28 protein-coding genes are annotated in these 25,992 nt (G+C 61.1%); 11 read left to right on the top strand and 17 right to left on the bottom strand.

The window, feature by feature from the left end; translation table 11 throughout:
* Positions 1-46: 46 nt before the first annotated feature.
* From murA to SGN16_RS04520, 7 genes are all read right to left on the bottom strand, one after another.
* Positions 47-1,312 (bottom strand): UDP-N-acetylglucosamine 1-carboxyvinyltransferase, encoded by a 1,266-nt coding sequence (gene murA, locus SGN16_RS04550; protein WP_025211869.1) that lies wholly within the window; start codon positions 1,310-1,312, stop codon positions 47-49.
* A gap of 22 nt (positions 1,313-1,334) precedes the next feature.
* Complete coding sequence (locus tag SGN16_RS04545; protein WP_135843715.1) at positions 1,335-1,574, bottom strand: BolA family protein; 240 nt, start codon at positions 1,572-1,574, stop codon at positions 1,335-1,337.
* A 114-nt stretch (positions 1,575-1,688) separates the two neighbouring features.
* Complete coding sequence (locus SGN16_RS04540; RefSeq protein ID WP_210642864.1) at positions 1,689-1,994, bottom strand: STAS domain-containing protein; 306 nt, start codon at positions 1,992-1,994, stop codon at positions 1,689-1,691.
* Between the two features lie 8 nt (positions 1,995-2,002).
* Entirely contained in the window at positions 2,003-2,656 is a 654-nt protein-coding gene (locus tag SGN16_RS04535; protein WP_335945649.1) for an ABC transporter substrate-binding protein, read from the bottom strand.
* 11 nt (positions 2,657-2,667) lie between these two features.
* On the bottom strand, positions 2,668-3,135 hold the full coding sequence (gene mlaD, locus SGN16_RS04530) for an outer membrane lipid asymmetry maintenance protein MlaD (protein WP_210642862.1): 468 nt from the start codon (positions 3,133-3,135) through the stop codon (positions 2,668-2,670).
* On the bottom strand, positions 3,135-3,932 hold the full coding sequence (mlaE, locus tag SGN16_RS04525; protein WP_210642861.1) for a lipid asymmetry maintenance ABC transporter permease subunit MlaE: 798 nt from the start codon (positions 3,930-3,932) through the stop codon (positions 3,135-3,137). The genes mlaD and mlaE overlap by 1 nt, the downstream gene beginning before the upstream one ends.
* The gene (locus SGN16_RS04520; RefSeq protein WP_210642860.1) at positions 3,932-4,741 is read right to left on the bottom strand and encodes an ATP-binding cassette domain-containing protein; all 810 of its coding nucleotides are present in this window, start codon (positions 4,739-4,741) and stop codon (positions 3,932-3,934) included. Before SGN16_RS04520 ends, mlaE begins: the two co-directional genes overlap by 1 nt.
* A gap of 275 nt (positions 4,742-5,016) precedes the next feature.
* Here SGN16_RS04520 and SGN16_RS04515 point away from each other — a divergent pair, with 275 nt between their 5' ends.
* The 10 genes from SGN16_RS04515 (at position 5,017) to SGN16_RS04470 (ending at position 12,023) form a co-directional block, all read left to right on the top strand.
* Complete coding sequence (locus SGN16_RS04515) at positions 5,017-5,991, top strand: KpsF/GutQ family sugar-phosphate isomerase (RefSeq protein ID WP_335945650.1); 975 nt, start codon at positions 5,017-5,019, stop codon at positions 5,989-5,991.
* Positions 5,992-6,516, top strand: coding sequence for an HAD family hydrolase (locus tag SGN16_RS04510; protein ID WP_210642858.1), 525 nt, complete (start codon positions 5,992-5,994; stop codon positions 6,514-6,516).
* Between the two features lie 7 nt (positions 6,517-6,523).
* A complete protein-coding gene (lptC, locus tag SGN16_RS04505) occupies positions 6,524-7,093 on the top strand; it encodes an LPS export ABC transporter periplasmic protein LptC (protein WP_210642857.1) in 570 nt (189 codons plus the stop codon).
* A complete protein-coding gene (gene lptA / locus SGN16_RS04500; RefSeq protein WP_210642856.1) occupies positions 7,080-7,628 on the top strand; it encodes a lipopolysaccharide transport periplasmic protein LptA in 549 nt (182 codons plus the stop codon). Before lptC ends, lptA begins: the two co-directional genes overlap by 14 nt.
* On the top strand, positions 7,628-8,353 hold the full coding sequence (lptB, locus tag SGN16_RS04495) for an LPS export ABC transporter ATP-binding protein (protein ID WP_335945651.1): 726 nt from the start codon (positions 7,628-7,630) through the stop codon (positions 8,351-8,353). Before lptA ends, lptB begins: the two co-directional genes overlap by 1 nt.
* Before the next feature lie 163 nt (positions 8,354-8,516).
* A complete protein-coding gene (locus SGN16_RS04490) occupies positions 8,517-10,010 on the top strand; it encodes an RNA polymerase factor sigma-54 (RefSeq protein WP_025211857.1) in 1,494 nt (497 codons plus the stop codon).
* Positions 10,011-10,086: 76 nt separating this feature from the next.
* Positions 10,087-10,395, top strand: coding sequence for a ribosome-associated translation inhibitor RaiA (gene raiA / locus SGN16_RS04485; RefSeq protein ID WP_210642855.1), 309 nt, complete (start codon positions 10,087-10,089; stop codon positions 10,393-10,395).
* 12 nt (positions 10,396-10,407) lie between these two features.
* The gene (gene ptsN, locus SGN16_RS04480; RefSeq protein ID WP_210642854.1) at positions 10,408-10,872 is read left to right on the top strand and encodes a PTS IIA-like nitrogen regulatory protein PtsN; all 465 of its coding nucleotides are present in this window, start codon (positions 10,408-10,410) and stop codon (positions 10,870-10,872) included.
* Positions 10,873-10,874: 2 nt separating this feature from the next.
* On the top strand, positions 10,875-11,732 hold the full coding sequence (gene rapZ, locus SGN16_RS04475) for an RNase adapter RapZ (protein WP_210642853.1): 858 nt from the start codon (positions 10,875-10,877) through the stop codon (positions 11,730-11,732).
* Positions 11,733-11,747: 15 nt separating this feature from the next.
* Complete coding sequence (locus SGN16_RS04470) at positions 11,748-12,023, top strand: HPr family phosphocarrier protein (RefSeq protein WP_335945652.1); 276 nt, start codon at positions 11,748-11,750, stop codon at positions 12,021-12,023.
* Positions 12,024-12,109: 86 nt separating this feature from the next.
* Here SGN16_RS04470 and SGN16_RS04465 read toward each other — a convergent pair whose 3' ends face one another.
* The 6 genes from SGN16_RS04465 to pmbA form a co-directional block, all read right to left on the bottom strand.
* Positions 12,110-13,000: a ZIP family metal transporter gene (locus SGN16_RS04465; protein WP_210642851.1), complete on the bottom strand. Its 891-nt coding sequence runs from the start codon at positions 12,998-13,000 to the stop codon at positions 12,110-12,112.
* A gap of 29 nt (positions 13,001-13,029) precedes the next feature.
* On the bottom strand, positions 13,030-13,641 hold the full coding sequence (locus SGN16_RS04460) for a superoxide dismutase (RefSeq protein WP_335945653.1): 612 nt from the start codon (positions 13,639-13,641) through the stop codon (positions 13,030-13,032).
* 2 nt (positions 13,642-13,643) lie between these two features.
* Entirely contained in the window at positions 13,644-14,084 is a 441-nt protein-coding gene (locus SGN16_RS04455; protein WP_335945654.1) for a hypothetical protein, read from the bottom strand.
* Between the two features lie 26 nt (positions 14,085-14,110).
* Entirely contained in the window at positions 14,111-15,487 is a 1,377-nt protein-coding gene (locus SGN16_RS04450) for a class II fumarate hydratase (RefSeq protein WP_210642848.1), read from the bottom strand.
* Positions 15,480-15,875 (bottom strand): FagA protein, encoded by a 396-nt coding sequence (locus SGN16_RS04445; protein WP_210642847.1) that lies wholly within the window; start codon positions 15,873-15,875, stop codon positions 15,480-15,482. The genes SGN16_RS04450 and SGN16_RS04445 overlap by 8 nt, the downstream gene beginning before the upstream one ends.
* Before the next feature lie 269 nt (positions 15,876-16,144).
* On the bottom strand, positions 16,145-17,491 hold the full coding sequence (gene pmbA / locus SGN16_RS04440; protein WP_210642846.1) for a metalloprotease PmbA: 1,347 nt from the start codon (positions 17,489-17,491) through the stop codon (positions 16,145-16,147).
* A 108-nt stretch (positions 17,492-17,599) separates the two neighbouring features.
* Here pmbA and yjgA point away from each other — a divergent pair, with 108 nt between their 5' ends.
* Complete coding sequence (gene yjgA, locus SGN16_RS04435; RefSeq protein WP_003197830.1) at positions 17,600-18,124, top strand: ribosome biogenesis factor YjgA; 525 nt, start codon at positions 17,600-17,602, stop codon at positions 18,122-18,124.
* Between the two features lie 45 nt (positions 18,125-18,169).
* Here the strand turns inward: yjgA and tldD are convergent, their stop codons facing one another.
* From tldD to rng, 4 genes are all read right to left on the bottom strand, one after another.
* Positions 18,170-19,612, bottom strand: a complete 1,443-nt coding sequence (tldD, locus tag SGN16_RS04430; protein ID WP_135843693.1) for a metalloprotease TldD — start codon at positions 19,610-19,612, stop codon at positions 18,170-18,172.
* Between the two features lie 5 nt (positions 19,613-19,617).
* Complete coding sequence (locus SGN16_RS04425) at positions 19,618-20,481, bottom strand: carbon-nitrogen hydrolase family protein (protein ID WP_210642845.1); 864 nt, start codon at positions 20,479-20,481, stop codon at positions 19,618-19,620.
* Positions 20,482-20,618: 137 nt separating this feature from the next.
* The gene (locus SGN16_RS04420; protein WP_335945655.1) at positions 20,619-24,422 is read right to left on the bottom strand and encodes a YhdP family protein; all 3,804 of its coding nucleotides are present in this window, start codon (positions 24,420-24,422) and stop codon (positions 20,619-20,621) included.
* A 60-nt stretch (positions 24,423-24,482) separates the two neighbouring features.
* The gene (gene rng / locus SGN16_RS04415) at positions 24,483-25,940 is read right to left on the bottom strand and encodes a ribonuclease G (protein WP_025211842.1); all 1,458 of its coding nucleotides are present in this window, start codon (positions 25,938-25,940) and stop codon (positions 24,483-24,485) included.
* Positions 25,941-25,992 lie beyond the last annotated feature (52 nt).

Raw genomic sequence — 25,992 nt, 5'->3', positions numbered from 1 at the left:
ATTTGAAACTATTCAACCGGCACATCCTTGTGCCATGCAGCCGGGACTAGCCCGGTACGCGGCGGATCTTGGCGCCGAGCATCTGCAGTTTTTCTTCGATGCACTCGTAGCCACGGTCGATGTGGTAGATGCGGTCGATCAGCGTATCGCCTTCGGCCACCAGGGCCGAGATCACCAGGCTGGCCGAAGCCCGCAGGTCGGTGGCCATCACTGGCGCGCCCTTGAGCTTCTCGGTGCCAGTGACGATGGCGGTGTTGCCTTCAACCTGGATCTTGGCGCCCATGCGGTGCAGTTCGTACACGTGCATGAAACGGTTTTCGAAGATCGTCTCGATCACCGCACCGGTGCCTTCGGCAATGGCGTTGAGGGAGATGAACTGTGCCTGCATATCGGTTGGGAACGCCGGGTACGGAGCGGTCCGCACGTTGACGGCTTTTGGCCGCTTGCCGTGCATGTTCACTTCGATCCAGTCTTCGCCGCAGGTGACTTCAGCGCCGGCTTCCTTGAGTTTTTCCAGAACGGCCTCGAGGATGGTCGGATCGGTGTCCTTGACCTTGACGCGGCCACCGGTAACCGCAGCAGCCACCAGGTAGGTGCCGGTTTCGATCCGGTCCGGCATCACTTTGTAGGTGGCCGAATGCAGGCGCTCGACACCGTCGATGGTGATGGTATCGGTGCCGGCACCGCTGATCTTGGCGCCCATGGCGATCAGGAAGTTCGCCAGGTCGACCACTTCAGGCTCACGCGCGGCGTTTTGCAGCACGCTGCGGCCCTTGGCCAGGGCGGCGGCCATCATGATGTTCTCGGTACCGGTCACGCTGACGGTGTCGAAGAAGAAGTTCGCGCCGCGCAGGCCACCTTCAGGGGCCTTGGCCTTGATGTAGCCGCCTTCGACGTCGATCACCGCGCCCATGGCTTCCAGGCCACGAATGTGCAGGTCCACCGGACGCGAACCAATGGCGCAACCGCCAGGCAGCGCAACTTCCGCTTCACCGAAACGGGCAACCATCGGGCCCAGCACCAGGATCGACGCACGCATGGTTTTCACCAACTCGTACGGGGCGATCAGGGTCTTGATGGTGCGTGGGTCGATCTCGACGCTGAGCTTCTCGTCGATCACCGGCTCGATGCCCATGCGGCCGAACAGCTCGATCATCGTGGTGATGTCGTGCAGGTGCGGCAGGTTGGCCACGGTCACCGGGCCATCGCACAGCAGGGTCGCGGCCAGGATCGGCAGGGCGGAGTTCTTTGCCCCGGAGATGCGGATTTCGCCATCAAGACGAACGCCGCCGGTAATAATCAGTTTATCCATAAGAATCTCGACGCCCTTGGGCTCAGGTGCGCTCGGCCCAGGCCGCGCTGCTGAAAAATTTCATAGTGACCGCATGGATGCTGCCATCGGCGATCCACGGGTTCAAATGGGCATAGATGCTCTGCTGACGCTTGACTGGGCTCAATGCCGCCAGTTCATCGCTAATCACGTTCAGCTGAAAGTTGCAGCCTTCGCCCTCAACTTCAATGACAGTTCCGGGCAGCTTTCCTTCAAGGAAGCTCTTCACTTCTACGGCCTGCATGCTCAACCTCTATCGGCGCCCTGTGCGCACGGGTCGCACATCATACAAAAAAGCCCCGCGCCTGCGAACCCCGCGAAGCAGGACTCTGACGGGGGGCTTTTTCAATGATGTGGGTCAGGGGTGCGCCAGCAGCTCGGTCAGTTCACTGACCTGGGCTATCTCGCGCATGTCTTCGGGCATCCCTCGGATGCTCCACGTTTTACCGGCAGCCTTGGCGTCACGCATGAAGCACAGCAGCAGCGACAAGCCGACACTACTGGACTTTTCTACGCCCGAGCAATCAATGACCAGCTCGGCACTCCTGGAGGACTTGATCAGCGCCTGGCCCTGCTTGCGCAAGGCCGGGCCGGTGCGGTAGTCCAGCACGCCACTGAGCATCAGCTCACCGGCCTCACTCAGACGAACGGCCGACTCACTCACCGACTCAATCATTGTGCCTGCTTCTCTTTGGCTTCTTCGGTCACTTCCTTGGCCTTGGCGACTTCACCGGCCCAACCGTCGATGGTCTTGTTCAGGTCGTTGCCATTGCGCTGCATCGCGTCAGCGAACTGATCACGGAACAACTTGCCGATGTTGATGCCGTTGATGATCACGTTGCGCACTTTCCACTCGTCGTTGATTTTCTCGAGTGTGTAGGACACAGGGTAGACCGCGCCATTGCTGCCCTTGACCTGCATGTCGACGCTGGTGCGGTTGCCACTTTCGTCCTTGGCTGGCGAAACGGTGATGCCCTGGTTGTTGTATTCGAGCAAGGCATTGCCATAGAACTGCATCAGGCTGCGCTTGAAGTTTTCCTGGAAGCGAGTCATCTGCTCAGGGCTCGCCTTGCGCGAGTACTTGACAGTCATGATGCTCTTGGAGATGCCGTCGGCGTCCACCACCGGGCCGACGATACCGTTCAGTGCGTCATAGAAGGCACCCGGGTCCTGCTTGTACTTCTCTTTGTTGGCGGCAAGATCGGCCAGCAACCGGCTCGTGGTGTCCTGGATGATTTCGTGGGCCGAAGGCGCAGCCACGGCGTTCGCCATCAGCGGCAGCGCTGCAAGCAACACCAACAGGCCACGTCGCAAGATAGAGATCATTCAAAAGCTCCTCATTTGGCGTCTTTGCTAACGGTATTGAGCAGGAATTTACCGATCAGGTCCTCGAGCACCAGCGACGACTGCGTGTCGTGGATGGTCCCGCCATCCTTGAGCAGGGTGTCTTCCCCGCCCACGCTGATACCGATGTATTTCTCGCCCAGCAACCCAGCGGTGAGGATAGATGCAGTGGAGTCAGTCGGCAGGTTATCCACGCGCTTCTCCAACTGCAGCGTCACTCGGCCAGTGAAACTGTCACGGTCCAGATCGATTGCCGTGACCTTGCCGATGGTGACACCGGCCATGGTCACCTTGGCTCTGACCGTCAAACCGGCGATATTGTCAAAATAAGCATAAAGTTTATAAGTATCGGTGTTTGCCGTCGGCGCCAGGCCACTGACTCGCAGGGCCAGCAGCAGCAAAGCCAGGATGCCAGCCAGCAAGAAAAGGCCGACACCGATTTCCAGGGTGCGGTTTTGCATCAGAAATCTCCAAACATCAAGGCGGTCAGAATAAAGTCAAGGCCCAGGACTGCCAGCGAGGCGTACACCACGGTCTTGGTTGTGGCACGGCTGATCCCCTCTGACGTGGGCTCACAGTCATAGCCTTGAAAGACGGCGATCCAGGTCACCACGAAAGCGAATACGGCACTTTTGATAACACCGTTGAGCACATCGTCGACAAAATCGACGCTGTTCTGCATGTTGGACCAGTAGGAACCGTCATAGACCCCCAGCCAGTCGACGGCCACCCATGAGCCCCCCCAGATCCCCACGACGCTGAAAATGATCGCCAGCACCGGCAGGGAAATGAAGCCAGCCCACAAACGCGGGGCAATAATGTATTTGAGCGGGTCGACGCCAATCATTTCCAGGCTGGACAACTGCTCGGTGGACTTCATGTTACCGATTTCGGCCGTCAGCGCCGAGCCAGCGCGCCCGGCGAACAGCAGCGCAGTCACCACGGGCCCGAGTTCGCGCAGCAATGTCAGGGCAACCATCTGCCCGACCGCCTGCTCCGAACCGTAGCTGGACAAGATATTGAAGCCCTGCAGCGCCAGCACCATGCCGATGAAGATCCCCGAGACCACGATGATCACCAGGGACATCACCCCAACCGAATGCAACTGCTTGACCAGCAGGCCGAAACTGCCGCCCGTCGAGTTGCGCCCCAGCAAGGCATGCATCAGGAACAGCGAGGAACGCCCCAGTATCGCTACCACGTCGATGCCGGAACGGCCGAACAGGCGAATTCTTTCTATCAGTGATTTCTTGCGCATCAGCGCTTCCCCAGCAGATCGGTACGGTAATCCGTGGCCGGAAAATGGAACGCCACCGGCCCGTCCGGATCACCTTTCATGAATTGGCGAATGCGCGGGTTGCCCGAATCCTTCAGCTCCTGGGGCGTGCCCTGCCCCAGCACCTGGCCGTCGCCGATCACATAGATGTAGTCGGCGATGCTGGCCGTTTCGGCCAGGTCGTGGGAGACCACGATGCTGGTGATGCCCAGCGCATCGTTGAGCAGACGGATCAGCCGCACCAGTACGCCCATGGCGATCGGGTCTTGCCCGACGAAAGGCTCGTCATACATGAGGATTTTCGGATCGAGGGCAATCGCCCGCGCCAGGGCGACGCGGCGCTTCATGCCACCGGAAAGCTCGTCCGGCATCAAATCGAGGGCGCCACGCAGCCCGACCGCCTGCAACTTGAGCAGGACGATGTCACGGATCATTTCTTCCGGCAGGTCGGTATGGACCCGCAAGGGGAACGCCACGTTCTCGAACACATCGAGATCGGTAAACAAGGCGCCGCTCTGGAACAGCACCCCCATGTGCTTGCGCGCATCGAACAGGTCACTGCGCGAGAGCTTTGGAATGTTCAGGCCATTGACCCAGACTTCCCCGGCACTGGGCCGCAATTGCGCGCCCATCAGCCGCAGCAGCGTGGTCTTGCCGCACCCGGAAGGTCCCATGATACCGGTCACCTTGCCGCGCGGAATGCGAATATCGATGTCATTGAAAATGCTGCGCGTCCCTCGCTTGAAGGACAGTCCCTTCAGCTCGACCGCGTAGGCGTTGTCGGCACTCATCTAAACTCCTTGCGATGCAGCCTCACATCCGAATGCCCTGGCCAACCGATAAACGCCGGTACCGCCGGGCATGCGAACCGGCGGCGAACTATATCACTGCAACAGCCAAGCGCCCAAGGCCCAAGCCCGCGCCTGTTCAGTCTGAACAAGGTAAAACGCGTCACTTTGTGTCAGGACTTGCGGATCGTTCGAACAAAGCATGACGAACTAACGTGAGGGAATTGTTCATTGCCGCTATAATCGCCGCCTTTTCATCGGGCTATACGATTTCTGACATGAGCCAATCCAGCGACCTGATTCAATCGGCACAACGTACCATCCGCCTCGAGCTCGAAGCCGTACAAGGCTTGCTGCCTCATATCGACGCTGATTTCGTACGCGCCTGCGAGATGATTCTGGCCAGCAAGGGCCGCGTGGTCGTGGTCGGCATGGGCAAGTCCGGGCACATCGGCAACAAGATCGCCGCCACCCTGGCCAGCACTGGCACCACGGCCTTTTTCGTCCATCCGGCCGAAGCCAGCCACGGTGACATGGGCATGATCACCCGCGACGACGTCATCCTGGCCCTGTCCAATTCCGGTTCCACCAATGAGATCATCACCCTGTTGCCCCTGATCAAACGCCTGGGCATCCAGTTGATCAGCATCACCGGCAATCCGGATTCGCCGCTGGCCAAGGCCGCTGAAGTGAACCTCAATGTCCATGTCGAGCACGAAGCCTGCCCGTTGAACCTGGCGCCGACCTCCTCCACCACCGCCGCCCTGGTCATGGGCGATGCCCTGGCCGTCGCCCTGCTGGAAGCCCGAGGGTTCACCGCTGAGGATTTCGCCTTTTCCCATCCCGGCGGCGCCCTTGGCCGGCGCCTGCTGCTGAAAGTCGAAAACGTGATGCACGCCGGCCAGGAGTTGCCGCAGGTACAGCGCGGCACGCTGCTCAAGGACGCGCTCATGGAAATGACGCGCAAGGGGCTGGGCATGACGGTGGTGCTTGAAGCCGACGGCAAGCTCGCCGGGATCTTCACCGACGGCGACCTGCGCCGCACCCTGGACCGTACCATCGACATCCACAGTGCGACCATCGAGCAAGTCATGACACCCCATGGCAAGACCGCTCGCGCCGAGATGCTCGCCGCCGAGGCCTTGAAAATCATGGAAGACCATAAGATCAGCGCCCTGGTGGTGGTCGACGACGAAGACCGCCCGGTAGGCGCCCTGAATATGCACGACTTGCTGCGTGCGGGAGTCATGTAAATGAGCACAGACCTGCTGCAACGTGGCAAAGCGATCAAACTGGCCGTATTCGACGTCGACGGCGTACTGACCGATGGTCGGCTGTATTTCCTCGAAGACGGCAGCGAGTTCAAGACTTTCAATACCCTCGACGGCCAGGGCATCAAGATGCTGATGGCCGCCGGGGTCCAGACCGCCATCATCAGCGGCCGCAAGACGCCAGTGGTCGAGCGGCGCGCGAAAAACCTCGGCATTCCACACCTTTACCAGGGTCGCGAAGACAAACTGGTGGTACTGGACGAACTTTTGGGCCAACTCAACCTAAGCTATGAACAGGTCGCCTACCTCGGCGATGATTTGCCGGACCTGCCGGTGATTCGCCGGGTCGGCCTGGGCATGGCGGTCGCCAACGCGGCGGCCTTCGTACGCGAGCACGCCCACGGCATTACCACAGCACGCGGCGGCGAAGGCGCGGCCCGTGAATTCTGCGAATTGATCCTGCGCGCCCAGGGCCGCCTCGAAGCGGCCAACGCCGCATACCTGTGAGCCAATTATGCTGAGCAAGAAGATTCGCACCATTGTGGTGTTCGGCAGTATCGCGGCGATCTTTGCCGCGGTGGGCTACTGGAACATCAGCCCGGAACGCTTCCTCGATCAACCGGCAGCCACGGTCGAAGAAAATATCGACTGGTACGCGACCAACACGCATACCCTGCAATACCTGCCCGATGGCAAGGTGCAGTATGAGATGACGTCCGACAAGGTCGACCATGTAAAGGCCACCGATATTACGCTGGTGACCAAACCGGACCTGAACATGTTCCGCGGCACCGAGTTCCCCTGGCATGTGCAGAGCCTGCGCGCCGAAGTCAACTCCGGGGGCACCGAAGTGGAACTGATCGATTCGGTACGCGTGGCCCGAACCGATGAAAAAAACCGTACGACCATCATCACCAGCAGTCGTATGACCGTGTTCCCACAGCAAGAATATGCGCAGACCGAGCAACCCGTTAGAATCGACGGCGCCGGGGGTGTATCGACCGGCACGGGAATGAAAGCGTATTTGAAGGAAAGCAGGATACACCTGCTATCGAACGTAAGAGGACAGTATGAAGCTCGCTAAAACCCTCCCTATTTTGCTCAGTCTGGGCGCAGCACTGGGAAGCGCGAGCGCCTGGGCTCTTCCCAACGATCGCGACCAACCTATCCGCATCCAGGCCGACGACGCGCAACTGGATGACAAGAACGGTGTCGCCACCTACAAGGGTGACGTGATCATCACTCAGGGCTCGATGAAGGTCACCGGCAACACCGTGACCATCACCCGCACCCAGTCCGGTGATATCGACGTAGTGACCTCGGTGGGCAACCTGGCCTACTTCGAACAGATCCAGACCGCGGGCGACACCAAGCCGGTGCAAGGCTACGGGGTGACCATCCAGTATCACGCCTCCCAGGATCGCGTCGTGCTGATCGACCGCGCCAAGGTCGTGGACAAGGACGGCAACGTTACCCAAGGCGAGAAAATCGTCTATGACACGAACAAAAAGCTGGCCAGCGCCGGTCGCGCTACGGGCAGCAAAATCACTGAATCCCGTCCTCGCATCGACATGGTGATCCAGCCGAAAAAGAAAACCGACGAGCAGAAGGCCCAGTAATGGCAACTCTGAAAGCTCAGCATCTGGCCAAGAGCTACAAGAGCCGTCAAGTCGTGCGTGATGTCAGCCTGTCCATCGACAGCGGCCAGATCGTCGGCCTGCTCGGCCCTAACGGCGCGGGCAAGACCACCTGCTTCTACATGATCGTCGGCCTGGTCCAGGCCGACCAGGGGCGCGTGCTGATCGACGACCTGGACGTCAGCCACCAGCCCATGCACGGCCGGGCAAAGGCCGGTATCGGCTATCTGCCCCAGGAAGCATCGATCTTCCGCAAGCTGTCGGTTGCCGACAACATCATGGCCATCCTCGAGACCCGCAAGGAGCTCGACAAGGCCGGTCGCCGTCAGGAACTGGAAAGCCTGCTGCAGGAATTCCACATCAGCCACATTCGCGACAACCTGGGCATGAGCCTGTCCGGTGGCGAACGGCGCCGCGTGGAAATCGCCCGCGCCCTGGCCACTGCACCGAAATTCATCCTGCTCGACGAACCGTTCGCCGGCGTGGATCCGATTTCAGTGAGCGACATCAAGCAGATCATCCACCACCTCAAGGCCAAGGGGATCGGCGTGCTGATCACCGACCACAACGTGCGCGAGACGCTGGATATCTGCGAAACCGCCTACATCGTCAATGATGGCCAGTTGATCGCCGAAGGCGACTCCGCCACCATCCTGGCCAATGAGCTGGTCAAGGAAGTGTATCTGGGCCACGAGTTCCGCCTGTAAGCGCAAAGTGTCTGGCGAATCGCCCTGGCGCCGCTAATTTATTATGGCGGCGCTCTAGGCAAACACTTCAGTTTCAGGCATATAATTTGCTTAAGTTTGGCGCTTCGGCGCCCTGTAGTGGATGGCGCATGTGCGCCGGCGAATAAGGTGTTAAGCCCCTGCCATGAAACCATCGCTAGTCTTGAGAATGGGCCAGCAGCTGACGATGACACCGCAGCTGCAACAGGCCATCCGCCTGCTCCAATTGTCGACCCTGGACCTGCAACAGGAAATCCAGGAGGCCCTGGAGTCCAATCCGATGCTCGAACGCCAGGAAGAAGGCGACGACTTCGACAATACCGATCCGCTGGCCGACAACGTCGAGCAAAAGACCAACACCGAAATCCCGGAACCGTCCTACCAGGAAGCCGCCCCGACGGTGGACAACCTCGAGGATGGCGAATGGAACGAACGCATCCCCAACGACCTGCCGGTGGACACGGCCTGGGAGGACGTCTACCAGACCAGCGCCAGCAACCTGCCGAGCAGTGACGACGACGAGTGGGACTTCACCACCCGCACCTCTGCCGGCGAGAGCCTGCAAAGCCACCTGCTGTGGCAACTGAACCTGGCGCCGATGTCCGATACCGATCGCCTGATCGCCGTGACCCTGATCGACTGCATCAACAACCAGGGCTACCTGGACGAGACCCTCGAAGAAATCCTCGAAGCCTTCGACCCCGAGCTGGACATCGAGCTGGACGAGATCGAAGCCGTCCTGCATCGCATCCAGCAATTCGAACCGGCCGGCATCGGCGCCCGCAACCTGGGCGAATGCCTGCTGCTGCAACTGCGCCAGCTGCCCGCCAAGACACCTTGGCTGGCCGAAGCCAAGCGCCTGGTCACCGACTACATCGACCTGCTGGGCGGTCGCGACTACAGCCAGCTGATGCGCCGCATGAAGCTCAAGGAAGATGAGCTGCGCCAGGTCATCGAACTGGTCCAGAGCCTCAACCCGCGCCCAGGCTCGCAAATCGAATCCACCGAACCCGAATACGTGGTCCCCGACGTGATCGTGCGCAAGCACAACGATCGCTGGCTGGTGGAGCTCAACCAGGAGTCGGTGCCCAAGCTACGGGTCAATGCCCAATACGCCGGTTTCGTCCGGCGCGCCGACACCAGCGCCGACAACACCTTCATGCGCAACCAGTTGCAGGAAGCGCGCTGGTTCATCAAGAGCCTGCAAAGCCGCAACGAAACCCTGATGAAAGTCGCCACCCAGATCGTCGAGCATCAGCGCGGCTTCCTGGAGTATGGCGACGAAGCGATGAAACCGTTGGTCCTGCATGACATCGCCGAGGCGGTGGGCATGCACGAGTCGACGATTTCCCGGGTAACCACCCAGAAATTCATGCATACCCCCCGAGGTATCTATGAACTGAAATACTTTTTCTCCAGCCACGTCAGCACCTCCGAAGGCGGCGAATGCTCGTCCACAGCCATCCGCGCGATCATCAAAAAACTGGTGGCGGCGGAAAATCAGAAAAAGCCGTTGAGTGACAGCAAGATCGCTGGTTTACTGGAGGCACAAGGCATTCAGGTGGCCCGCCGTACCGTCGCCAAATACCGCGAATCCCTCGGGATCGCACCTTCGAGCGAACGCAAGCGGTTGATGTAACGGGCCACGCCACAGCGTTCCAGTGGCAGGCATTTCTGCCTGCCGCTTTATGCACTGGCAACGAAGGAGAAGCTGTATGCAAGTCAACATCAGTGGACACCAACTGGAAGTGACCGAACCCCTGCGCACCTACGTCGGCGAAAAACTCGACCGATTGGAAAGGCATTTCGACAAGATCACCAACGTGCAAGTGACGATGACCGTCGAGAAGCTGCTGCAGAAAATCGAAGCCACGTTGCATATCCCCGGCGGAGAAGTGGTTGCCAACGCGGAGCATTCAGACATGTATGCCGCAATTGACCTGCTGACCGACAAGCTGGATCGCCAACTTAAAAAGCATAAGGAAAAGACCCAGAGCCTCCTCCAGGGCGCGACCGGTCGTTAACCCCCCCAATCCATGATCCGACTAGAATCCATCCTGACCCCCGGCCGTTCCCAAGTGAACGCGCCGGGCGGCAGTAAAAAGAAAGCCCTCGAACAAATTGCCAACCTGATCCACCGCGAAGTGCCGGATCTGGAAATGCAGGACGTCTTCGAGGCCCTGGTTGCCCGTGAAAAACTCGGTTCCACCGGTTTTGGCAACGGCATTGCCATTCCCCACTGCCGCCTCAAGGGTTGTAGCGCGCCCATCAGCGCACTGTTGCACCTTGAAGCCCCCATAGATTTCGACGCCATCGACGGCGCCCCGGTCGACCTGCTGTTTGTACTGCTGGTCCCGGAAGCGGCAACCGATGCGCATCTTGAGCTGCTGCGCCAGATCGCCAGCATGCTGGACCGCAAGGAAGTTCGCGAAAAACTGCGCAGCGCACCGAGCAACGAAGCCTTGTATCAGGTTGTCCTGGACGAGCAGAACGGTCATTAAACATGCGCATGATCATCGTCAGTGGCCGCTCCGGCTCCGGTAAAAGCACGGCGCTCAATGTGCTTGAGGACAGCGGCTACTATTGCATCGACAACCTGCCGGCCGGCCTGCTGCCGGAACTGGCCGAACGAGCCCTGATCCACACCGAACTGGCACAGCCGCTAGTAGCGGTGTCCATAGATGCACGTAACCTGCCGAGCCATCTGTCGCGCTTTCCCGAACTGCTAGAGGAAGTACGCAGCCGGCATATCCAGTGCGATGTGCTGTACCTGGATGCCGATGAAGAGACGCTGCTCAAGCGTTTTTCCGAAACCCGTCGGCGCCACCCCTTGAGCAACGCCAGCCGTTCCCTGGCCGAAGCCATTCATGACGAAAGCCAACTGCTGAGTCCGATTGCCGACCTGGCGGACCTGAAGGTCAATACCACGAACCTGAACCTGTATCAGCTACGCGACACTATCAAGTTGCGCCTGCTGAACCAGCCGGAGCCAGGCACTGCGTTCCTGGTGGAATCTTTTGGCTTCAAGCGTGGCATGCCGGTAGACGCCGACCTGGTGTTCGATGTGCGCTGCCTGCCCAACCCTTATTGGAAACCGGAATTGCGCGAGCAGTCCGGGCTTGACCAGCCAGTGATCGACTACTTGGCGGCCCAGCCGGACGTCGAGGAAATGTTTCAGGATATCTCCACCTACCTGCTCAAATGGCTGCCCCGCTTTGCCGCGAGCAACCGCGCCTATGTCACGATCGCCATCGGCTGCACCGGCGGTCATCACCGCTCTGTCTACCTGACCGAACGCCTGGGTCAGCTCCTGCAACAATCCCTGAAGAACGTCCAGGTTCGCCACCGCGACCTCAGCTAAAGGATTCACATCGCGATGCCTGCTCTGGAAATCGAAATCATCAACAAGCTGGGATTGCATGCCCGTGCGTCGGCCAAGTTCGTCGGGATTGCCGGCCAATTCAAGGACACCACCATCCGGGTCGGGCGCACGCCTGAGTCCATGATCGACGGTAAAAGCATTATGGCGATGATGATGCTCGCCGCTGGCAAGGGCACCAGGATCCACCTACAGACTGAAGGCGAACAGGCACAGGAAGCGTTGGATGCGTTGGTGGCGCTGATCAACAACTATTTCGACGAAGGCGAATAACTGCCCCAGGCTCAGGGCGGATTTTTTGTGGCGAGGGAGCTTGCTCCCTCGCCACAAAAGCCAAAGCTCATAGCCCGTCGATTGCGTCACGCCAACGCCGTATCCATCACCATCATCAGGCAAAACCCCACCAACAACCCCAGGCTCGCCAGCTTGTCGTGACCATTGCGGCGCGATTCGGGGATGACCTCATGAGTCACCACCAACAGCATCGCCCCGGCCGCCAGCGCCAACCCCAGGGGCAACAACATCTCCGCCAGGCTGACCAGCCACGCGCACAGCAGCGCAAACAGCGGTTCGACCAACCCTGACGCGGCGCCAATCATAAAGGCCTTGATTCGCGACATCCCCGCGGTGGCCAGCACCAGTGCGATCACCAGCCCCTCAGGTACATCCTGCAAGGCGATGCCCATCGCCAGACTGTCGGCATCGGGCATGCCGCCGCCCGCTGACACGCCGACGGCCATCCCTTCGGGAATGTTGTGGGCCACGATGGCAAATACAAACAACCAGATCCGCGGGGCAATGATCGGACGTCCCGGTGCCTCCACCAGCCGCTCAGGACTGGCGGACACCTTGCGATCCACCAGATACAGCCCGAACGCCCCCAGCAGGATGCCGAAACTGATCAGCCCGCTGGCCGCCCAAGGTGTGAGCCCCAGCTGTTCAGCGGCGGCAATGCCCGGCACGATCAGCGAAAATGCCGTGGCGGCCAGCATCACCCCAGCACCGAAGCCCAGCAGCGAATCGCTCACGGCCTCGGGCATGCGCCGGATGACCAACACCGGCACGGCGCCCAACGCCGTACCCAAGGCGCAAAGGCCACCGCCCTGCAACGCACGCAGCAGTTTCGGCTCCAGATCCAGCCACGCCAGGCCCTGGGCCACCAGCAATGTCAGCCCGGCCAACATCAACAGCGACCCCAAGGCGTAGCGGAACATCCGTGCGCTTCCAACCGCCAGGGTTTGAGTATCCATAGTCAGCCTTGGATTGTTTTCATGAAGATTCAGACCAGCGCAGACTGATAGCGACGCGCCACTTCAGGCCAATTGATCACGTTGTAGAAAGCGTTGATGTATTCGGGCCGACGGTTCTGGTACAGCAGGTAATAAGCGTGTTCCCAGACGTCCAGGCCAAGAATCGGCGTATGACCATGCATCAATGGGCTGTCCTGGTTGCCACTGCTTTGCACCACCAGCGTTTTTTGCGCGGTCACGCACAACCAGGCCCAGCCGCTGCCGAAACGGGTCAGTGCCGCTTTGGTGAAGGCTTCCTTGAACTGTTCCAGACCACCCAGTTGCGCCTCGATCGCCGCCGCCAGGGCACCGTCAGGTTGACCACCGCCCTGGGGTGACATGACTTCCCAGAACAACGAGTGGTTGGCATGCCCACCACCTTGGTTGATGACGGCGGCCCTCAGGCCTTGCGGCAATTGCTCCACGCTGGACAGCAGTTTTTCGACCGGCCATTGGGCGTATTCAGTGTCTTGCACTGCGGCGTTGAGGTTGTTGATGTAAGTCTGGTGATGCTTGGTGTAGTGGATCTCCATGGTTTGCGCATCGATGTGCGGCTCCAGGGCGTCGTAGGCGTAGGGCAATGCAGGCAAAGTGAAAGCCATGTTCAATGAACTCCATAATGAAGAGGGGCAGTACGCGGCCGAGCCGAAGCCGTATTGCCGTGCAGCAGGCGCTGGGTGCGTGGGTATTCACCATGCTCGCTGATGAAATTCAGCAGCTCGACATAGGTCTTGTGACTCTGGCGCATCGCCGCCGCACGCAACGCTGGCGCCTGGCGCTCGTCCTGCATCGTCTGCAGCAACCGCTGATGGATGGCGCACAGGTACTCGGCGCTCTCCTCCGGCTGGTTCAGGCGCAGGTGCAGATCCGCCAGGTTGTGGTGGGAGACGACGCAAGCAGCCACGGCTTCGTCGGCGTCGGCCCAACGCCCGAATAACACTTGGGCCAGGGCCAGCGCTTGCAGATAGCCCTCACGGGCATCCACCAGCTCGCCAAGCATGAAACAGCGATTGGCCCGTTCGATCGTGCGTTTCCAATGTTCCATGATGAGTCCTCCATAGAGGTGTCGGGTTACACGCCGCCAGCCGTGAGCTTTTCCGGGTCCAGCAGGACCTCCAGTTCGCTGCGCGTCAGGTCGGTGTGTTCCAGGGCGACATCGATGACCGGCCGGCCCTGCTGATAAGCCTTCTTGGCGATTTCAGCGGCCTTCTGGTAACCGATGATCGGGTTCAACGCGGTGACCAGGATCGGGTTGCGTGACAACGCCTCCTTGAGCCTGGCCTCGTTGACCTTGAATGTGGCGATGGCCTTGTCGGCCAGCAAACGGCTGGCGGTGGACATCAGGGCGATGCTGCTCAGCAGGTTCTGGGCGATGATCGGCAGCATCACGTTCAATTCGAAATTGCCCGATTGACCGGCGATGGTGATCACCGTGTCATTGCCAATCACCTGGGCCGCCACCATCGCAGTGGCTTCGGGAATGACCGGGTTGACCTTGCCGGGCATGATCGAGGAGCCCGGCTGCAGGCCTTCGAGTTCGATCTCCCCCAGGCCGGCCAACGGTCCGGAATTCATCCAGCGCAGATCGTTGGCGATTTTCATCAGCGACACTGCCGTGGTCTTGAGCTGCCCGGAGACCGCTACGGCGGTGTCCTGGGAACCGATCAGCGCAAACAGATTCTTGCCCGGGGTAAATTGCACTTGCGTCAGTTGCGTCAGTTGCTGACTGAACAGCTCGGCGAATCGAGGATGAGCGTTGACCCCGGTGCCGACTGCCGTACCGCCCTGGGCCAAGGCTTGCAGGCTCGGCAGCAAGTCCTGCAAGTGGCCGATATTGGCTTTGAGTTGCTGCGCCCAACCATTGAGCACCTGGCTCAAGCGAACCGGCATGGCATCCATCAAATGAGTACGACCGGTCTTGATGAACGGATGGACCTCCACGGCCTTGCGCTCGATCACCTGCACCAGGTGCAACAGCGCCGGCAGCAATTGCTCATGCAAGGCCAGTGCAGCGCTGACATGAATGCAGGTTGGAATGATGTCGTTGCTGCTCTGGCCGCAGTTGACGTGATCGTTCGGGTTGACCGTCTCCCCCAGCAGACGACTGGCCAGGGTGGCGATCACTTCGTTGGCATTCATGTTGGAGCTGGTGCCGGAGCCGGTCTGGAAGATATCCACCGGGAAATGCTCCATGAACTGGCCTTCGAGCAACCCCTGGGCCGCGTCGACGATGGCTTTGCCCTGAGCCACGCTGATTTGTTCCAGTTCGACGTTGGCCCGGGCGGCGGCGGCCTTGGCCAGGATCAGGGCACGAATGAACTGCGCCGGCATGCGCTGACCGCTGACCGGGAAGTTGCCCACGGCACGCTGGGTCTGCGCGCCATAGAGTGCGTCCGCCGGGACTTGCAGTTCGCCCATGCTGTCGCGTTCGATACGGGTATTACTCATCGGGAGTTCCTTGCACCAGTTCAATAAGAGGAATCGACGGTTCCAGGACGCAGGTCGCCAGCGCCCAGGCATGGCTCTGCCAGCGCTTGAGGCGGCAGCGGCAAAGTGATTGTCGTTCGAGGTCACGCAGTGGGCGCCAGGCCTGGTCGAGACAGAGAGAGCGCCAGTGCCAGGGCAACGCGACATCGGCGGCGGTATCGAGCAACAAGCGGAACTCGGTTTCGCAAATCATCCACGGCGAAGTGCCAGTGCAGCAGGCCAGATAGCGCCCTTCGGCCAGGTAGTGCTCGATCAACCGCGGTTCATCCGGGCTCAGCGCACAACGGATCTGGCGACTCATCCAGCGCCAGCTTTCAAGGTAGGGTTGCTCGTGCAGGGCAGAACTCATGACCGCGGCTCATTCGGCAAATGAGATTCATTATTAGATGATAATAAGAACCAACACAAGTCCGTGAGCTCACGTTGTGGCGAGGGGATTTATCCCCGCTGGGTTGCGAAGCAGCCCCGAGTTTCAGCCAGACACAACGCAGTATCCGATGTCTTGGGGAGCGCTACGCACCCCAGCGGGGATAAATCCCCTCGCCACAAGGGTTCTGCGGGGCACAAAAAAAGGCGCGTCATCCAAGCGAATGACGCGCCTTTTTTACGCAATGTGCGTTAGCTACCCGCCACCGTCATCCGCTCGATCAGCACCGAGCCGGTGCGGATGTTGCTGCGCAGTTCCAGGTCGTTGCCCACGGCCACGATCTGCTTGAACATGTCGCGCATGTTACCGGCGATGGTCACTTCCTGGACCGCAAATTGAATCTCGCCGTTCTCGACCCAGAACCCCGCCGCGCCGCGCGAGTAATCCCCGGTGACCATGTTCAGGCCATGGCCCATCAGCTCGGTCACCAGCAGGCCACGCCCCATCCGCCGCAGCAAGGCAGCCTGGTCTTCGTCACCATGGGTCACGAACAGGTTGTGCACGCCACCGGCATTGGCGGTGCTCGGCATGCCGAGCTTGCGGCCCGAATAGGTGCCGAGGATGTAGGACACCAGTTCACCGTTTTCCACGAACGGCTTGGCGTAGGTCGCCAGGCCATCGCCGTCGAATGCCGAGCTGCCCATGGCTTGCATCAGGTGCGGACGTTCGTCGATGGTCATCCATTCCGGGAACAGTTTCTGGCCCAGCGCGCCTTCGAGGAACGACGACTTGCGGTACAGGTTGCCGCCGGACACCGCCGAGAGGAAGCTGCCGAACAAGCCACCGGCCAGCTCGGCAGAAAACAGCACCGGCACCTCACAGGTCGGCACCGGTCGCGCGCCCAGACGGCTGGCCGCTCGTTGCGCGGCTTTCTGGCCAATGCTCACCGGGTCCGCCAGCAAGGTGCCCTGGCGGTTCACGTCGTACCAGTAATCGCGCTGCATCTGGCCGTTGGCTTCGGCGATCATCACGCAACTGAGGCTGTGGCGGGTCGATGCATAACCGCCGATGAAACCGTGACTGTTACCGTAGACCCGGCAGCCCTGGTGGGTATTGAGCGTCGTGCCGTCGGCGTTCTTGATGCGCGGGTCGGCATCGAACGCCGCTGCTTCGCAACGCAGTGCCTGTTCGATGGCCTGTTCAGGTGTGATGTCCCAAGCGTGGAACAGGTCGAAGTCCCGCAACTCCTTGCACATCAGTGCGGCATCGGCCAGGCCCGAGGCTTCGTCCTCGGAGGTGTGCTTGGCAATCGCCAGTGCAGCAGCGACGGTTTCGCGAATGGCCTCCGGGCCGCTGGCCGAGGTGCTGGCCGACCCCTTGCGCTGGCCTGCGTACAAGGTAATGCCAAAGCCCTGGTCGCGATTGAACTCGACGGTTTCCACCTCGCGCTGGCGCACCGAGGTCGACAGGCCCTGCTCCAGCGATACCGCCACCTCACAGGCACTGGCGCCCTGGCGCTTGGCTTCGGCAAGGATCTGCTCGACTTGTTCCTGCAGTGCCGGCAATGCTTGCGGGCCGACGCTCTGAACTGCACTCATGGTGTTCTCCACTCAAATTCTGCTTTCGGTGATGGCCTTCGAGCGACCGGGCCGGACAAGCGGCCCCCGACTGGTTATCATGGCGGCGTTTCTTTGCGGACTGCCACCATGGTTGATTCTTACGACGACTCCCTCTACGAGGGTGAAAAAAGCAAATCCCAGGTCAAACGCGAGCTGCATGCTCTGGTTGACCTCGGCGAGCGCCTGACAACACTCAAGCCTGACTTGCTGGCCAAACTGCCCCTGACCGACGCCTTGCGCCGGGCCCTGGCCGATGCGCCCAAGCACACCGCGAATATCGCGCGTAAACGGCACCTGCAATTCATCGGCAAACTGATGCGCGATCAGGACACTGACGCCATTCTGGTTCTGCTCGATCAACTCGATGCCTCCACCCGGCAGTACAACGAACGCTTCCATAACCTGGAACGCTGGCGCGATCGCTTGATCGCAGGCGATGACGGCGTGCTGGAAAAATTCGTCATCGACTACCCGGAGGCTGATCGCCAGCAACTGCGCTCCCTGATCCGTCAGGCCCAGCACGAGTTGGCGCAAAACAAGCCACCGGCCTCGAGCCGTAAAATCTTCAAGTACATCCGTGAGCTGGACGAGACTCAACGCGGCCTGCGCTGAGTAACGACCCCGGGTGGAGGCCTCGCACTCCACCCAGCGCTCCCGTCATGCGCCCGTGCCACCCACGGTAATCGCATCGATCTTCAGGGTCGGTTGACCGACGCCTACCGGCACCGATTGCCCATCCTTGCCACACGTCCCCACGCCACTGTCCAGCGCCAGGTCGTTACCGACCATCGACACCTTGCTCATTGCCTCCGGCCCGTTGCCGATCAGCGTCGCGCCCTTGACCGGGGCGGTGATCTTGCCGTCTTCGATCAGGTAGGCCTCGCTGGTGGAGAACACGAATTTGCCGCTGGTGATATCCACCTGGCCGCCACCGAGGTTGGCGCAGTAAATGCCCTTTTTCACCGAGGCAATGATTTCCGCCGGATCGCTTTGGCCACCCAGCATGTAGGTGTTGGTCATGCGCGGCATCGGCAGGTGCGCATAAGACTCGCGACGACCGTTGCCGGTGCGGGCCACGCCCATCAGCCGGGCGTTGAGTTTGTCCTGCATGTAGCCCTTGAGTACGCCGTTCTCGATCAGCGTGGTGCACTCGGTCGGCGTACCTTCATCGTCGACGCTCAGGGAACCGCGACGCCCGGCCAGGGTGCCGTCATCGACGATGGTGCAGAGTTTCGAGGCAACCATTTCACCCATGCGCCCGCTGTAGGCTGAACTGCCCTTGCGGTTGAAGTCGCCTTCCAGGCCGTGGCCCACCGCTTCGTGCAGCAGCACACCGGACCAACCGGAACCCAACACCACCGGCAACGTGCCGGCCGGGGCCGGAATCGCCTCAAGGTTGACCAGCGCCTGGCGCAACGCTTCGCGGGCGTAACCCATGGCGCGGTCTTCGCTGAGGAAATAACGGTAGTCGGTACGCCCGCCGCCGCCATGGCCGCCACGCTCGCGTCGTCCATTCTGCTCGACGATCACGCTGACATTGAACCGCACCAGCGGCCGGACGTCCGCCGCCAGGCCGCCGTCGGTGGAAGCCACCAGAATCCGCTCCCAGACCCCGGCCATGCTTACCGTCACTTGCTGGATACGCGGGTCCAGGGCGCGGGTGGCAACGTCAATGCGCTTGAGCAACTCGACTTTTTCGGCGCGGCTCATGACTTCCAGCGGGTTGTCCGGCGCATACAGTTGCGCCACATCCTGGCTGCTGAAGGCCTGGACCGTGCCATTCTGCCCGGCCCGGGAGATCGAGCGAGCAGCACGGGCAGCGGCGCCAAGCGCCTCGAGGGTAATGGCATTACTGTAGGCAAAGCCGGTTTTTTCCCCGGACTGGGCCCGCACACCCACGCCTTGGTCAAGGTTGAAACTACCTTCCTTGACGATGCCATCTTCCAGCGACCAGGACTCGGAGATCTGCCCCTGGAAATACAGGTCGGCCGCATCGATGCCCGGGCCGGCCAAGTCGCCCAGCACGCCTTGCAGGCTGTCCAGGGTAACGCCGCCGGGGGCTAAAAGGTGTTCACTGACTGAGGACAACAACCCGCTCATATGTTTTACGCCTTGAATTCGTCGTCTTGAACAGGCCGCTGTCGTGCGCCCTGCGAGAAAAAGCGCCGGTGGCTACCCACCGGCATGCGCGCCCGGATGGACGCCTGTTCGCTGCTGTCGCGCTCGGCCAGCAGCACGGCCTCGCCTTGATCCTGTTGCGCCAGCACACGCCCCCACGGGTCGACAATCGCGGCATGACCAAAAGTTTCCCTTGGCCCCGGATGCAAGCCCCCTTGGGCGGCCGCCAGCACATAGCACTGGGTCTCGATGGCCCGGGCGCGAATCAGTACCTCCCAATGGGCGGCACCGGTCACTGCGGTGAACGCCGAGGGCGCCGTGATCAGCTCAGCGCCGGCCGCGCGCAACTCGCTGTACAGCTCAGGGAATCGCAAGTCATAACAAACCGTCAGGCCAACCCTTCCTACGGGGGTATCAGCGACCACTACCTGGCTGCCATAAGCATAGTCATCAGACTCGCGGTAGCGCCCGCGATTGTCCGCCACGTCCACATCGAACAGGTGCAGCTTGTCGTAGCGCGCCACGATCTCGCCCTGATCATCGACCAGCAACGAACAGGCATGGGCCTTGGCCTCGGGCTGATCCACCGGCGGCAACGGCAACGTACCGGCCACAATCCATAACTTGAGGTCGCGGGCGACCTGTTTCAACCAGGGCAGGATCGGGCCCTGACCAAAGGCTTCGGCGCGACCGATGTCGGCGATGTCCCGTCGGCCCATGGCCGCGAAGTTTTCAGGCAACACCGCCAGCCTTGCACCGGCGGCGGCAGCCTGCTCCAGCAGCTCCCGGGCACGTGCCAGGTTGGCGAGCACATCGCTCTGGCTGACCATTTGAATCACTGCGACTGGCATGGCAGTTCCCCGTTGTTTGGTAGTGCCCCTGTGGGAGCCAGCTTGCTCGCGATTGCGGTGGATCAGTCAACATAAATGTTGGATGCACCGGCCTCATCGCGAGCAAGCTCGCTCCCACAGGGGTTTGTCATCGCCTGTCAGAACGGCTTGTCGAAGGTGATCTTCGGCTCTTTCCACGGGCCCTTGACGTCGTATCTTACGCTGGCAAAACGCGCCACGCGGTCGCCGATCAGTTTGTCGATCAAAAACAGCGCCCCTCCCACGGCCGGTGCGCCAACGATCAGCGCGGCGATCGGCAGGTTGTTGGTCACCGGCAACGTCACCAACAACTTGGCATCGACCCGGTCGGCCACCATGTCCAGCGTTCCGTTGAGCTCCAGGTTGCTGGAAGGCCCTGTCAGGGTAATAGGTTCACGGGTCACGTACACACCGTTGCTCGCCACCAGCAGCCCCTTGACCCGGTCATAGCTCAGGCCCTTGCCGAACAGGTCGGAGAAGTCCAGGCGCAGACGTCGACCGATGGAGTTGAAGTTCAGCAAACCGAATACCCGCAAAGCCTGGGCGCTGCCTTCGACCTCGACGAACTGCCCTTTACTCAGCGACGCATCGAGACTGCCGGAGAAACGCTTGGTCGCGACCCACGCCGGCGAACCCGGCCAGCGCCCATCGACGTCCATGTGGAACTCCTGGCTGGTCACGCTCGGAGCGAAGCCCCAGCCCTTGAGTACATCAGCCAGGTTCTTGCCGCCGATGCGGCCCTTGTACCAACTGCTGGTGGCACCGGGTGCACCTTCCCAGGCGCCGTTGCCCTGCAAGACCATGCCCTTGAGCCCCATGTCCAGGTTGTTCAGTGCGATGCCCTTACCGGTCGGACGTACCTTCAACGACCAGGCACCGATCAGGTCCGGGCCTTGGAACAACTGACCGATGGCGATATCCATCGCCGGAATTGCAGAGGGATCGACCGAAGCCAGAGGATCCGGTGCGTTTTCGTCGGACTGCACCGTTGGGTCCACGGCTGGCAGGCGCACATAGTCAAGCTTGATACCAATCGGGGCGGCTTTGGCGTCTGGCAGGCTGACGCTGCCCTTGGCCTGCTGGCTGTCGAGCCGCAGGCCCCAGGCGTCGGGCTTACGATCAAGCAGTACCGAAGCCTGGTCCAGGGTCGTTCCCATGGCGGTGAGCTTGTCGATTTTCAGATCGGCGCTGCTGAGCAACTGCTTGGCGCTGCTGCCAGGGTCCTGGCCGGCGTACTTGCTCACCAGGGTCTGCCAAGGGTTGACGTCCAGTTCCGATAGCGTTCCCCGCAGTCGCAAGCCCTTGGCGCCAGGCAGGACGGCGTCGCCTTGCCCCAGCAACAACTCGCCACGACCGTCGGCGAGCTTCCCGCTCGGCGCCGCATAGGTGAAGCTGGCCAGATCGCCATAATTGACCCAGTAACGCCGTTCCGGCCCTTGCAGGGTCATGCGAAACACCGTGTCGCGCCCGACATCGGCGGCCATGCCAAAGGGTGCCGGCAAGTCCACTGCCACGCCCTTGAGGCTGGAGTTGACCGACAACTGGCTGTCGGCGCCGTTGAGAACCACTTGCAGCTGGTAAGGCACCACCCCGGAGACCGGCAACGGCTGGGTGACGTTCAGCCAACTGCTGAGTTTCTTGATCTCCACCTGCCCGGACGCGGCGACTCGCGTGTTGAGCGCACCGGCACGGCCCTCGGCGAAAATCTGCGCCGTCACCGGGCGATCGAAGGCCCGGGCGCTGATACCCTTGCCGCTCAGCCCTTTGCTGCTGTCGAAACGGAAGTCGCCCTTGAGTTGGGTCAGCTCCAGTGCCGGCTCACTGAGTTTGAGCCGGGCCTGGTCGGTGGCGAAGTCCACCAGGATCTTCGGCTGCTCGCCCTTGACCAGCGGGATATCGAGCTTCACGCTGCCTTGCAGGGCGCCCTCGCCTTCCCAACCAGCGAAGGTTTCGGCGGTACCGATCGGTGCCGTCTGGAGGATTTTCAGACCGTCGCCCAGCCCACCGGCAAACCCGCCGTCCAGCAACAGATGGGAACTCTGCCCGCTGGGTACGTGGGGGATGTTCACCGAAACATCCTTGACCTGGGTCTCCAGCAATTGCCCCTGGCTGGCATAGATGCGCACACCGCTGTCTTCGACGAACACGTCACCACTGACCTTGCTGACCGAAGGCCAGCCCGGCTGGAACGCCAGTTCGGCATCGTGCACCTTGAAAAACAGGCTGATACTGCGAGCTGCGTCTTCGGCACCATGGTTCAGCGAGCCTTGGTACTGGAAAAAGCCCTCATCCACGGCGCCTTTGACGATTGCCGTGCGCAGCCACTCATCCAGCGCCGGGCTCAAGACCGCGGGCAGGTACTTGGCGGTGTAACGCCCGTCGCCGTCCACCAGGCCGACCCGCAGGTCCATGTAGTCTTCCTGGCTATGGTCGAAATGCAGGCGGATCAGGAAATCGCCGGCAATCCGGCCCTCCTCCCCCAGCACCTTCAGGTACGGGGCGATCAGGGTGAAGCCTTGTTTGTCCAGCTTCCAGGTCAGCCGGGCATTGGCCTGCAGGTATTGCCAGGGCTTGGCGAAGATCGGGTCCAGGTGCAGGGAGAAATCCTTGCTGTCCATGCGCAGCTCGCCGCCACCGAGGTCGCCGCTCAGGCTCCCCGATACATTGCGCGCCGCTGGGGCACCGCGGTAGGCATCGAAACCTACCGTGTCCAGATTCGTGGCGAAGCTGATTTTTTGATCACCGGTGTTCTGCGGTCGGTAATCCACCAGCACATTACGCAAGCCACCGGTGACCTTGAGCCGGTCGATGGTCGTCGCGACGCCTTCGGGCAACGGCGCCAGGGCATGCAGCAATGGGGTCAGCGGCGCGAGGTCAAGGCGATCGGCTTGCAGGTGCCAAAGCTCTTCGGTCTTTTCAGTGGCGCTGCTCTGTTGCAGTTGCAGGCGTGACTCCCAGCGGGTTTCGCCCAGGTTCATCGCCAGGGAGTCGAAGGTCGCGGTAAACCCCTGGTTACCACGCTGGAAATAGCCATTGAGGGCCAGGTTATGGATCTGCACCGGCTTGCGTTCGGCGTAGGCACCCTGGATGTCAGGGGCGTCCAAGCGCATGGCCGCGCTTTGCAGCGTACCGTCCCCCCAACTCAGCCAGAACTCGCCACCGGCCTTGATCCGGGAAAAATTCCATTGCTGGGTCAGGCGTTTCGGCAGCCATTTGGACCAGTCGCTTTGCGGCAGGCTCAGGTAGGCATCGGCCTGGCCATTCTTCCAATCGCTGGCGCGGATGCGGGTGCGCAGGTTGATCGCCACGGGCTGGCCGTCGGGCAGGGTCAAGCGGGCGTCCAGGCGCTGACGGGTGGCGCCGGTGCGCAGGCTCAAACCGACGTAGGTCAGGGTCAACGGTGATTGTTCAAGGGGCTGCAAGGTCACTTGGCTATCGAGCAGCGACAGCTTGGAAATCACCTGCATGCGATCGAGCAATTGTTGCGGATCGAGGGGCTGATCGTCTTGCACCGGCAGACCTTCCAAGGCCCACTTACCGTCGGCGCCCTCCTTGAGGCTGATCTTCAGGCCACTGAGCTCCAGGTGCGCAATGCGCACCTGACGTGCCAGCAGGCTACCCCACAAGTCCGGCACGGCCCGCACCTGATCCAGGTGCAGGGCATTGGCGCCCTCGCCGACCACCACGTCGCGCGCTGCCAGGATCGGCGCCAGGGCGCTCCAGCTGCCCTCGAGGCTACCAATGTGCACCGGCATGCCCAGCGCTTGGCTGGCCCGAGTCTGGACCTCGGCGCGATATTCGGCCACCAGCGGGACCAATTCCCGGCCGAGGCTGACGTATAAGGCCAGCAGCACCAAAAGAAGAGCACACAGGCCCAGCCCCCAGCGGGTCAGCGCAGCCAAAATGCGTGTCAAGCGCTCCATGTCAGTGGGCTCCCTGGGCAAAGCCGGTCAAATCCGCATGCCCGCCGCTTCCCAAGCCCTTCAGAGCAACACCACGTCGTATTGTTCCTGGGAATACATGGTTTCCACCTGAAAACGAATCGTACGGCCGATAAAAGCTTCCAGTTCGGCGACATTGCCCGACTCTTCATCGAGCAGGCGATCCACCACTTTCTGGTTGGCCAACACTCTATAGCCGGTAGCCTGGTAAGCGCGCGCCTCCCGGAGAATTTCCCGGAAGATTTCGTAACACACGGTTTCGGGAGTCTTGAGCTTGCCTCGGCCCTGGCAACTGCTGCACGGCTCGCACAACACTTGCTCGAGGCTTTCGCGGGTGCGCTTGCGGGTCATCTGCACCAGGCCCAGCTCGGTGATGCCGATGATGTTGGTCTTGGCGTGGTCGCGCTCGAGCTGTTTTTCCAGGGTCCGCAACACCTGGCGTTGGTGCTCTTCATGCTCCATGTCGATGAAGTCGATGATGATGATCCCGCCCAGGTTACGCAGGCGCAGTTGGCGAGCGATGGCCGTGGCCGCCTCCAGGTTGGTCTTGAAGATGGTTTCTTCGAGGTTGCGATGGCCGACGAACGCCCCGGTATTGACGTCGATGGTACTCATGGCCTCGGCCGGGTCCACCACCAGATAGCCGCCGGACTTGAGCGGCACCTTGCGCTCAAGGGCTTTCTGGATTTCGTCCTCGACCCCGTACAGGTCAAAAATTGGTCGCTCGCCAGGGTAATGCTCAAGGCGATCAGCGATTTCCGGCATCAGCTCGGCGACGAACTGGGTGGTCTTCTGAAAGGTTTCCCGGGAGTCGATGCGGATTTTCTCGATCTTGGGGCTGACCAGATCCCGCAGCGTGCGCAGGGCCAGGCCGAGGTCTTCGTAGATCACGCTGGGGGTGGCGATGGTCTTGATCTGCGCGGCGATCTGGTCCCAGAGCCTTCGCAGGTAGCGGATGTCCATGAGGATTTCATCGGCCCCGGCCCCTTCGGCGGCGGTGCGCAGGATGAAACCACCGGCTTCCTTGATGCCCTCTTTTTCCACGCAGTCGCTGACCACCTGCTTGAGGCGCTCGCGCTCGGCTTCGTCTTCGATCTTCAGAGAGATGCCGACATGGGCGGTGCGCGGCATGTACACCAGGTAGCGCGACGGAATCGACAGTTGGGTGGTCAGGCGCGCGCCCTTGGAGCCGATGGGGTCCTTGGTGACCTGCACCACCAGGCTCTGGCCTTCATGGACCAGCGCGCTGATGCTCTCCACGGCGGGCCCTTCGCGCATGGAAATTTCCGAGGCATGAATGAACGCCGCCCGATCCAGACCGATGTCGACGAAGGCTGCCTGCATACCCGGCAACACCCGCACCACCTTGCCTTTGTAGATGTTTCCGACAATGCCACGCTTTTGCGTGCGCTCAACGTGGACCTCTTGCAGCACACCGTTTTCAACCACCGCCACGCGCGATTCCATCGGCGTGATGTTGATCAGGATCTCTTCACTCATGGCAGGGTCTCGTTCAGGCATATTCACGATTATGGCCGCATCAGTCAGACGG

Origin of the sequence: Pseudomonas sp. G166, assembly GCF_037027455.2 — a bacterium.
In the GTDB taxonomy this organism is placed as follows: Bacteria; Pseudomonadota; Gammaproteobacteria; order Pseudomonadales; family Pseudomonadaceae; genus Aquipseudomonas.
Note: the sequence above shows the minus strand (reverse complement) of the source record. Positions and strands in the feature narration are given on the sequence as shown.

Excerpts from the sequence above, each read along its gene's own strand:
- mlaD (WP_210642862.1), bottom strand. The coding sequence starts at position 3,135 with ATGCAAAACCGCACCCTGGAAATCGGTGTCGGCCTTTTCTTGCTGGCT.
- SGN16_RS04450 (WP_210642848.1), bottom strand. The coding sequence starts at position 15,487 with ATGAGTAATACCCGTATCGAACGCGACAGCATGGGCGAACTGCAAGTC.
- SGN16_RS04420 (WP_335945655.1), bottom strand. The coding sequence starts at position 24,422 with ATGGAGCGCTTGACACGCATTTTGGCTGCGCTGACCCGCTGGGGGCTG.
- yjgA (WP_003197830.1), top strand. The coding sequence starts at position 17,600 with ATGGTTGATTCTTACGACGACTCCCTCTACGAGGGTGAAAAAAGCAAA.
- SGN16_RS04510 (WP_210642858.1), top strand. The coding sequence starts at position 5,992 with ATGAGCACAGACCTGCTGCAACGTGGCAAAGCGATCAAACTGGCCGTA.
- lptC (WP_210642857.1), top strand. The coding sequence starts at position 6,524 with ATGCTGAGCAAGAAGATTCGCACCATTGTGGTGTTCGGCAGTATCGCG.
- tldD (WP_135843693.1), bottom strand. The coding sequence starts at position 19,612 with ATGAGCGGGTTGTTGTCCTCAGTCAGTGAACACCTTTTAGCCCCCGGC.
- lptB (WP_335945651.1), top strand. The coding sequence starts at position 7,628 with ATGGCAACTCTGAAAGCTCAGCATCTGGCCAAGAGCTACAAGAGCCGT.
- rng (WP_025211842.1), bottom strand. The coding sequence starts at position 25,940 with ATGAGTGAAGAGATCCTGATCAACATCACGCCGATGGAATCGCGCGTG.
- raiA (WP_210642855.1), top strand. The coding sequence starts at position 10,087 with ATGCAAGTCAACATCAGTGGACACCAACTGGAAGTGACCGAACCCCTG.
- SGN16_RS04490 (WP_025211857.1), top strand. The coding sequence starts at position 8,517 with ATGAAACCATCGCTAGTCTTGAGAATGGGCCAGCAGCTGACGATGACA.
- SGN16_RS04515 (WP_335945650.1), top strand. The coding sequence starts at position 5,017 with ATGAGCCAATCCAGCGACCTGATTCAATCGGCACAACGTACCATCCGC.
- SGN16_RS04465 (WP_210642851.1), bottom strand. The coding sequence starts at position 13,000 with ATGGATACTCAAACCCTGGCGGTTGGAAGCGCACGGATGTTCCGCTAC.
- pmbA (WP_210642846.1), bottom strand. The coding sequence starts at position 17,491 with ATGAGTGCAGTTCAGAGCGTCGGCCCGCAAGCATTGCCGGCACTGCAG.
- SGN16_RS04545 (WP_135843715.1), bottom strand. The coding sequence starts at position 1,574 with ATGCAGGCCGTAGAAGTGAAGAGCTTCCTTGAAGGAAAGCTGCCCGGA.
- SGN16_RS04520 (WP_210642860.1), bottom strand. The coding sequence starts at position 4,741 with ATGAGTGCCGACAACGCCTACGCGGTCGAGCTGAAGGGACTGTCCTTC.
- SGN16_RS04445 (WP_210642847.1), bottom strand. The coding sequence starts at position 15,875 with ATGAGTTCTGCCCTGCACGAGCAACCCTACCTTGAAAGCTGGCGCTGG.
- SGN16_RS04425 (WP_210642845.1), bottom strand. The coding sequence starts at position 20,481 with ATGCCAGTCGCAGTGATTCAAATGGTCAGCCAGAGCGATGTGCTCGCC.
- SGN16_RS04535 (WP_335945649.1), bottom strand. The coding sequence starts at position 2,656 with ATGATCTCTATCTTGCGACGTGGCCTGTTGGTGTTGCTTGCAGCGCTG.
- rapZ (WP_210642853.1), top strand. The coding sequence starts at position 10,875 with ATGCGCATGATCATCGTCAGTGGCCGCTCCGGCTCCGGTAAAAGCACG.
- murA (WP_025211869.1), bottom strand. The coding sequence starts at position 1,312 with ATGGATAAACTGATTATTACCGGCGGCGTTCGTCTTGATGGCGAAATC.
- SGN16_RS04455 (WP_335945654.1), bottom strand. The coding sequence starts at position 14,084 with ATGGAACATTGGAAACGCACGATCGAACGGGCCAATCGCTGTTTCATG.
- lptA (WP_210642856.1), top strand. The coding sequence starts at position 7,080 with ATGAAGCTCGCTAAAACCCTCCCTATTTTGCTCAGTCTGGGCGCAGCA.
- SGN16_RS04460 (WP_335945653.1), bottom strand. The coding sequence starts at position 13,641 with ATGGCTTTCACTTTGCCTGCATTGCCCTACGCCTACGACGCCCTGGAG.
- mlaE (WP_210642861.1), bottom strand. The coding sequence starts at position 3,932 with ATGCGCAAGAAATCACTGATAGAAAGAATTCGCCTGTTCGGCCGTTCC.
- SGN16_RS04470 (WP_335945652.1), top strand. The coding sequence starts at position 11,748 with ATGCCTGCTCTGGAAATCGAAATCATCAACAAGCTGGGATTGCATGCC.
- ptsN (WP_210642854.1), top strand. The coding sequence starts at position 10,408 with ATGATCCGACTAGAATCCATCCTGACCCCCGGCCGTTCCCAAGTGAAC.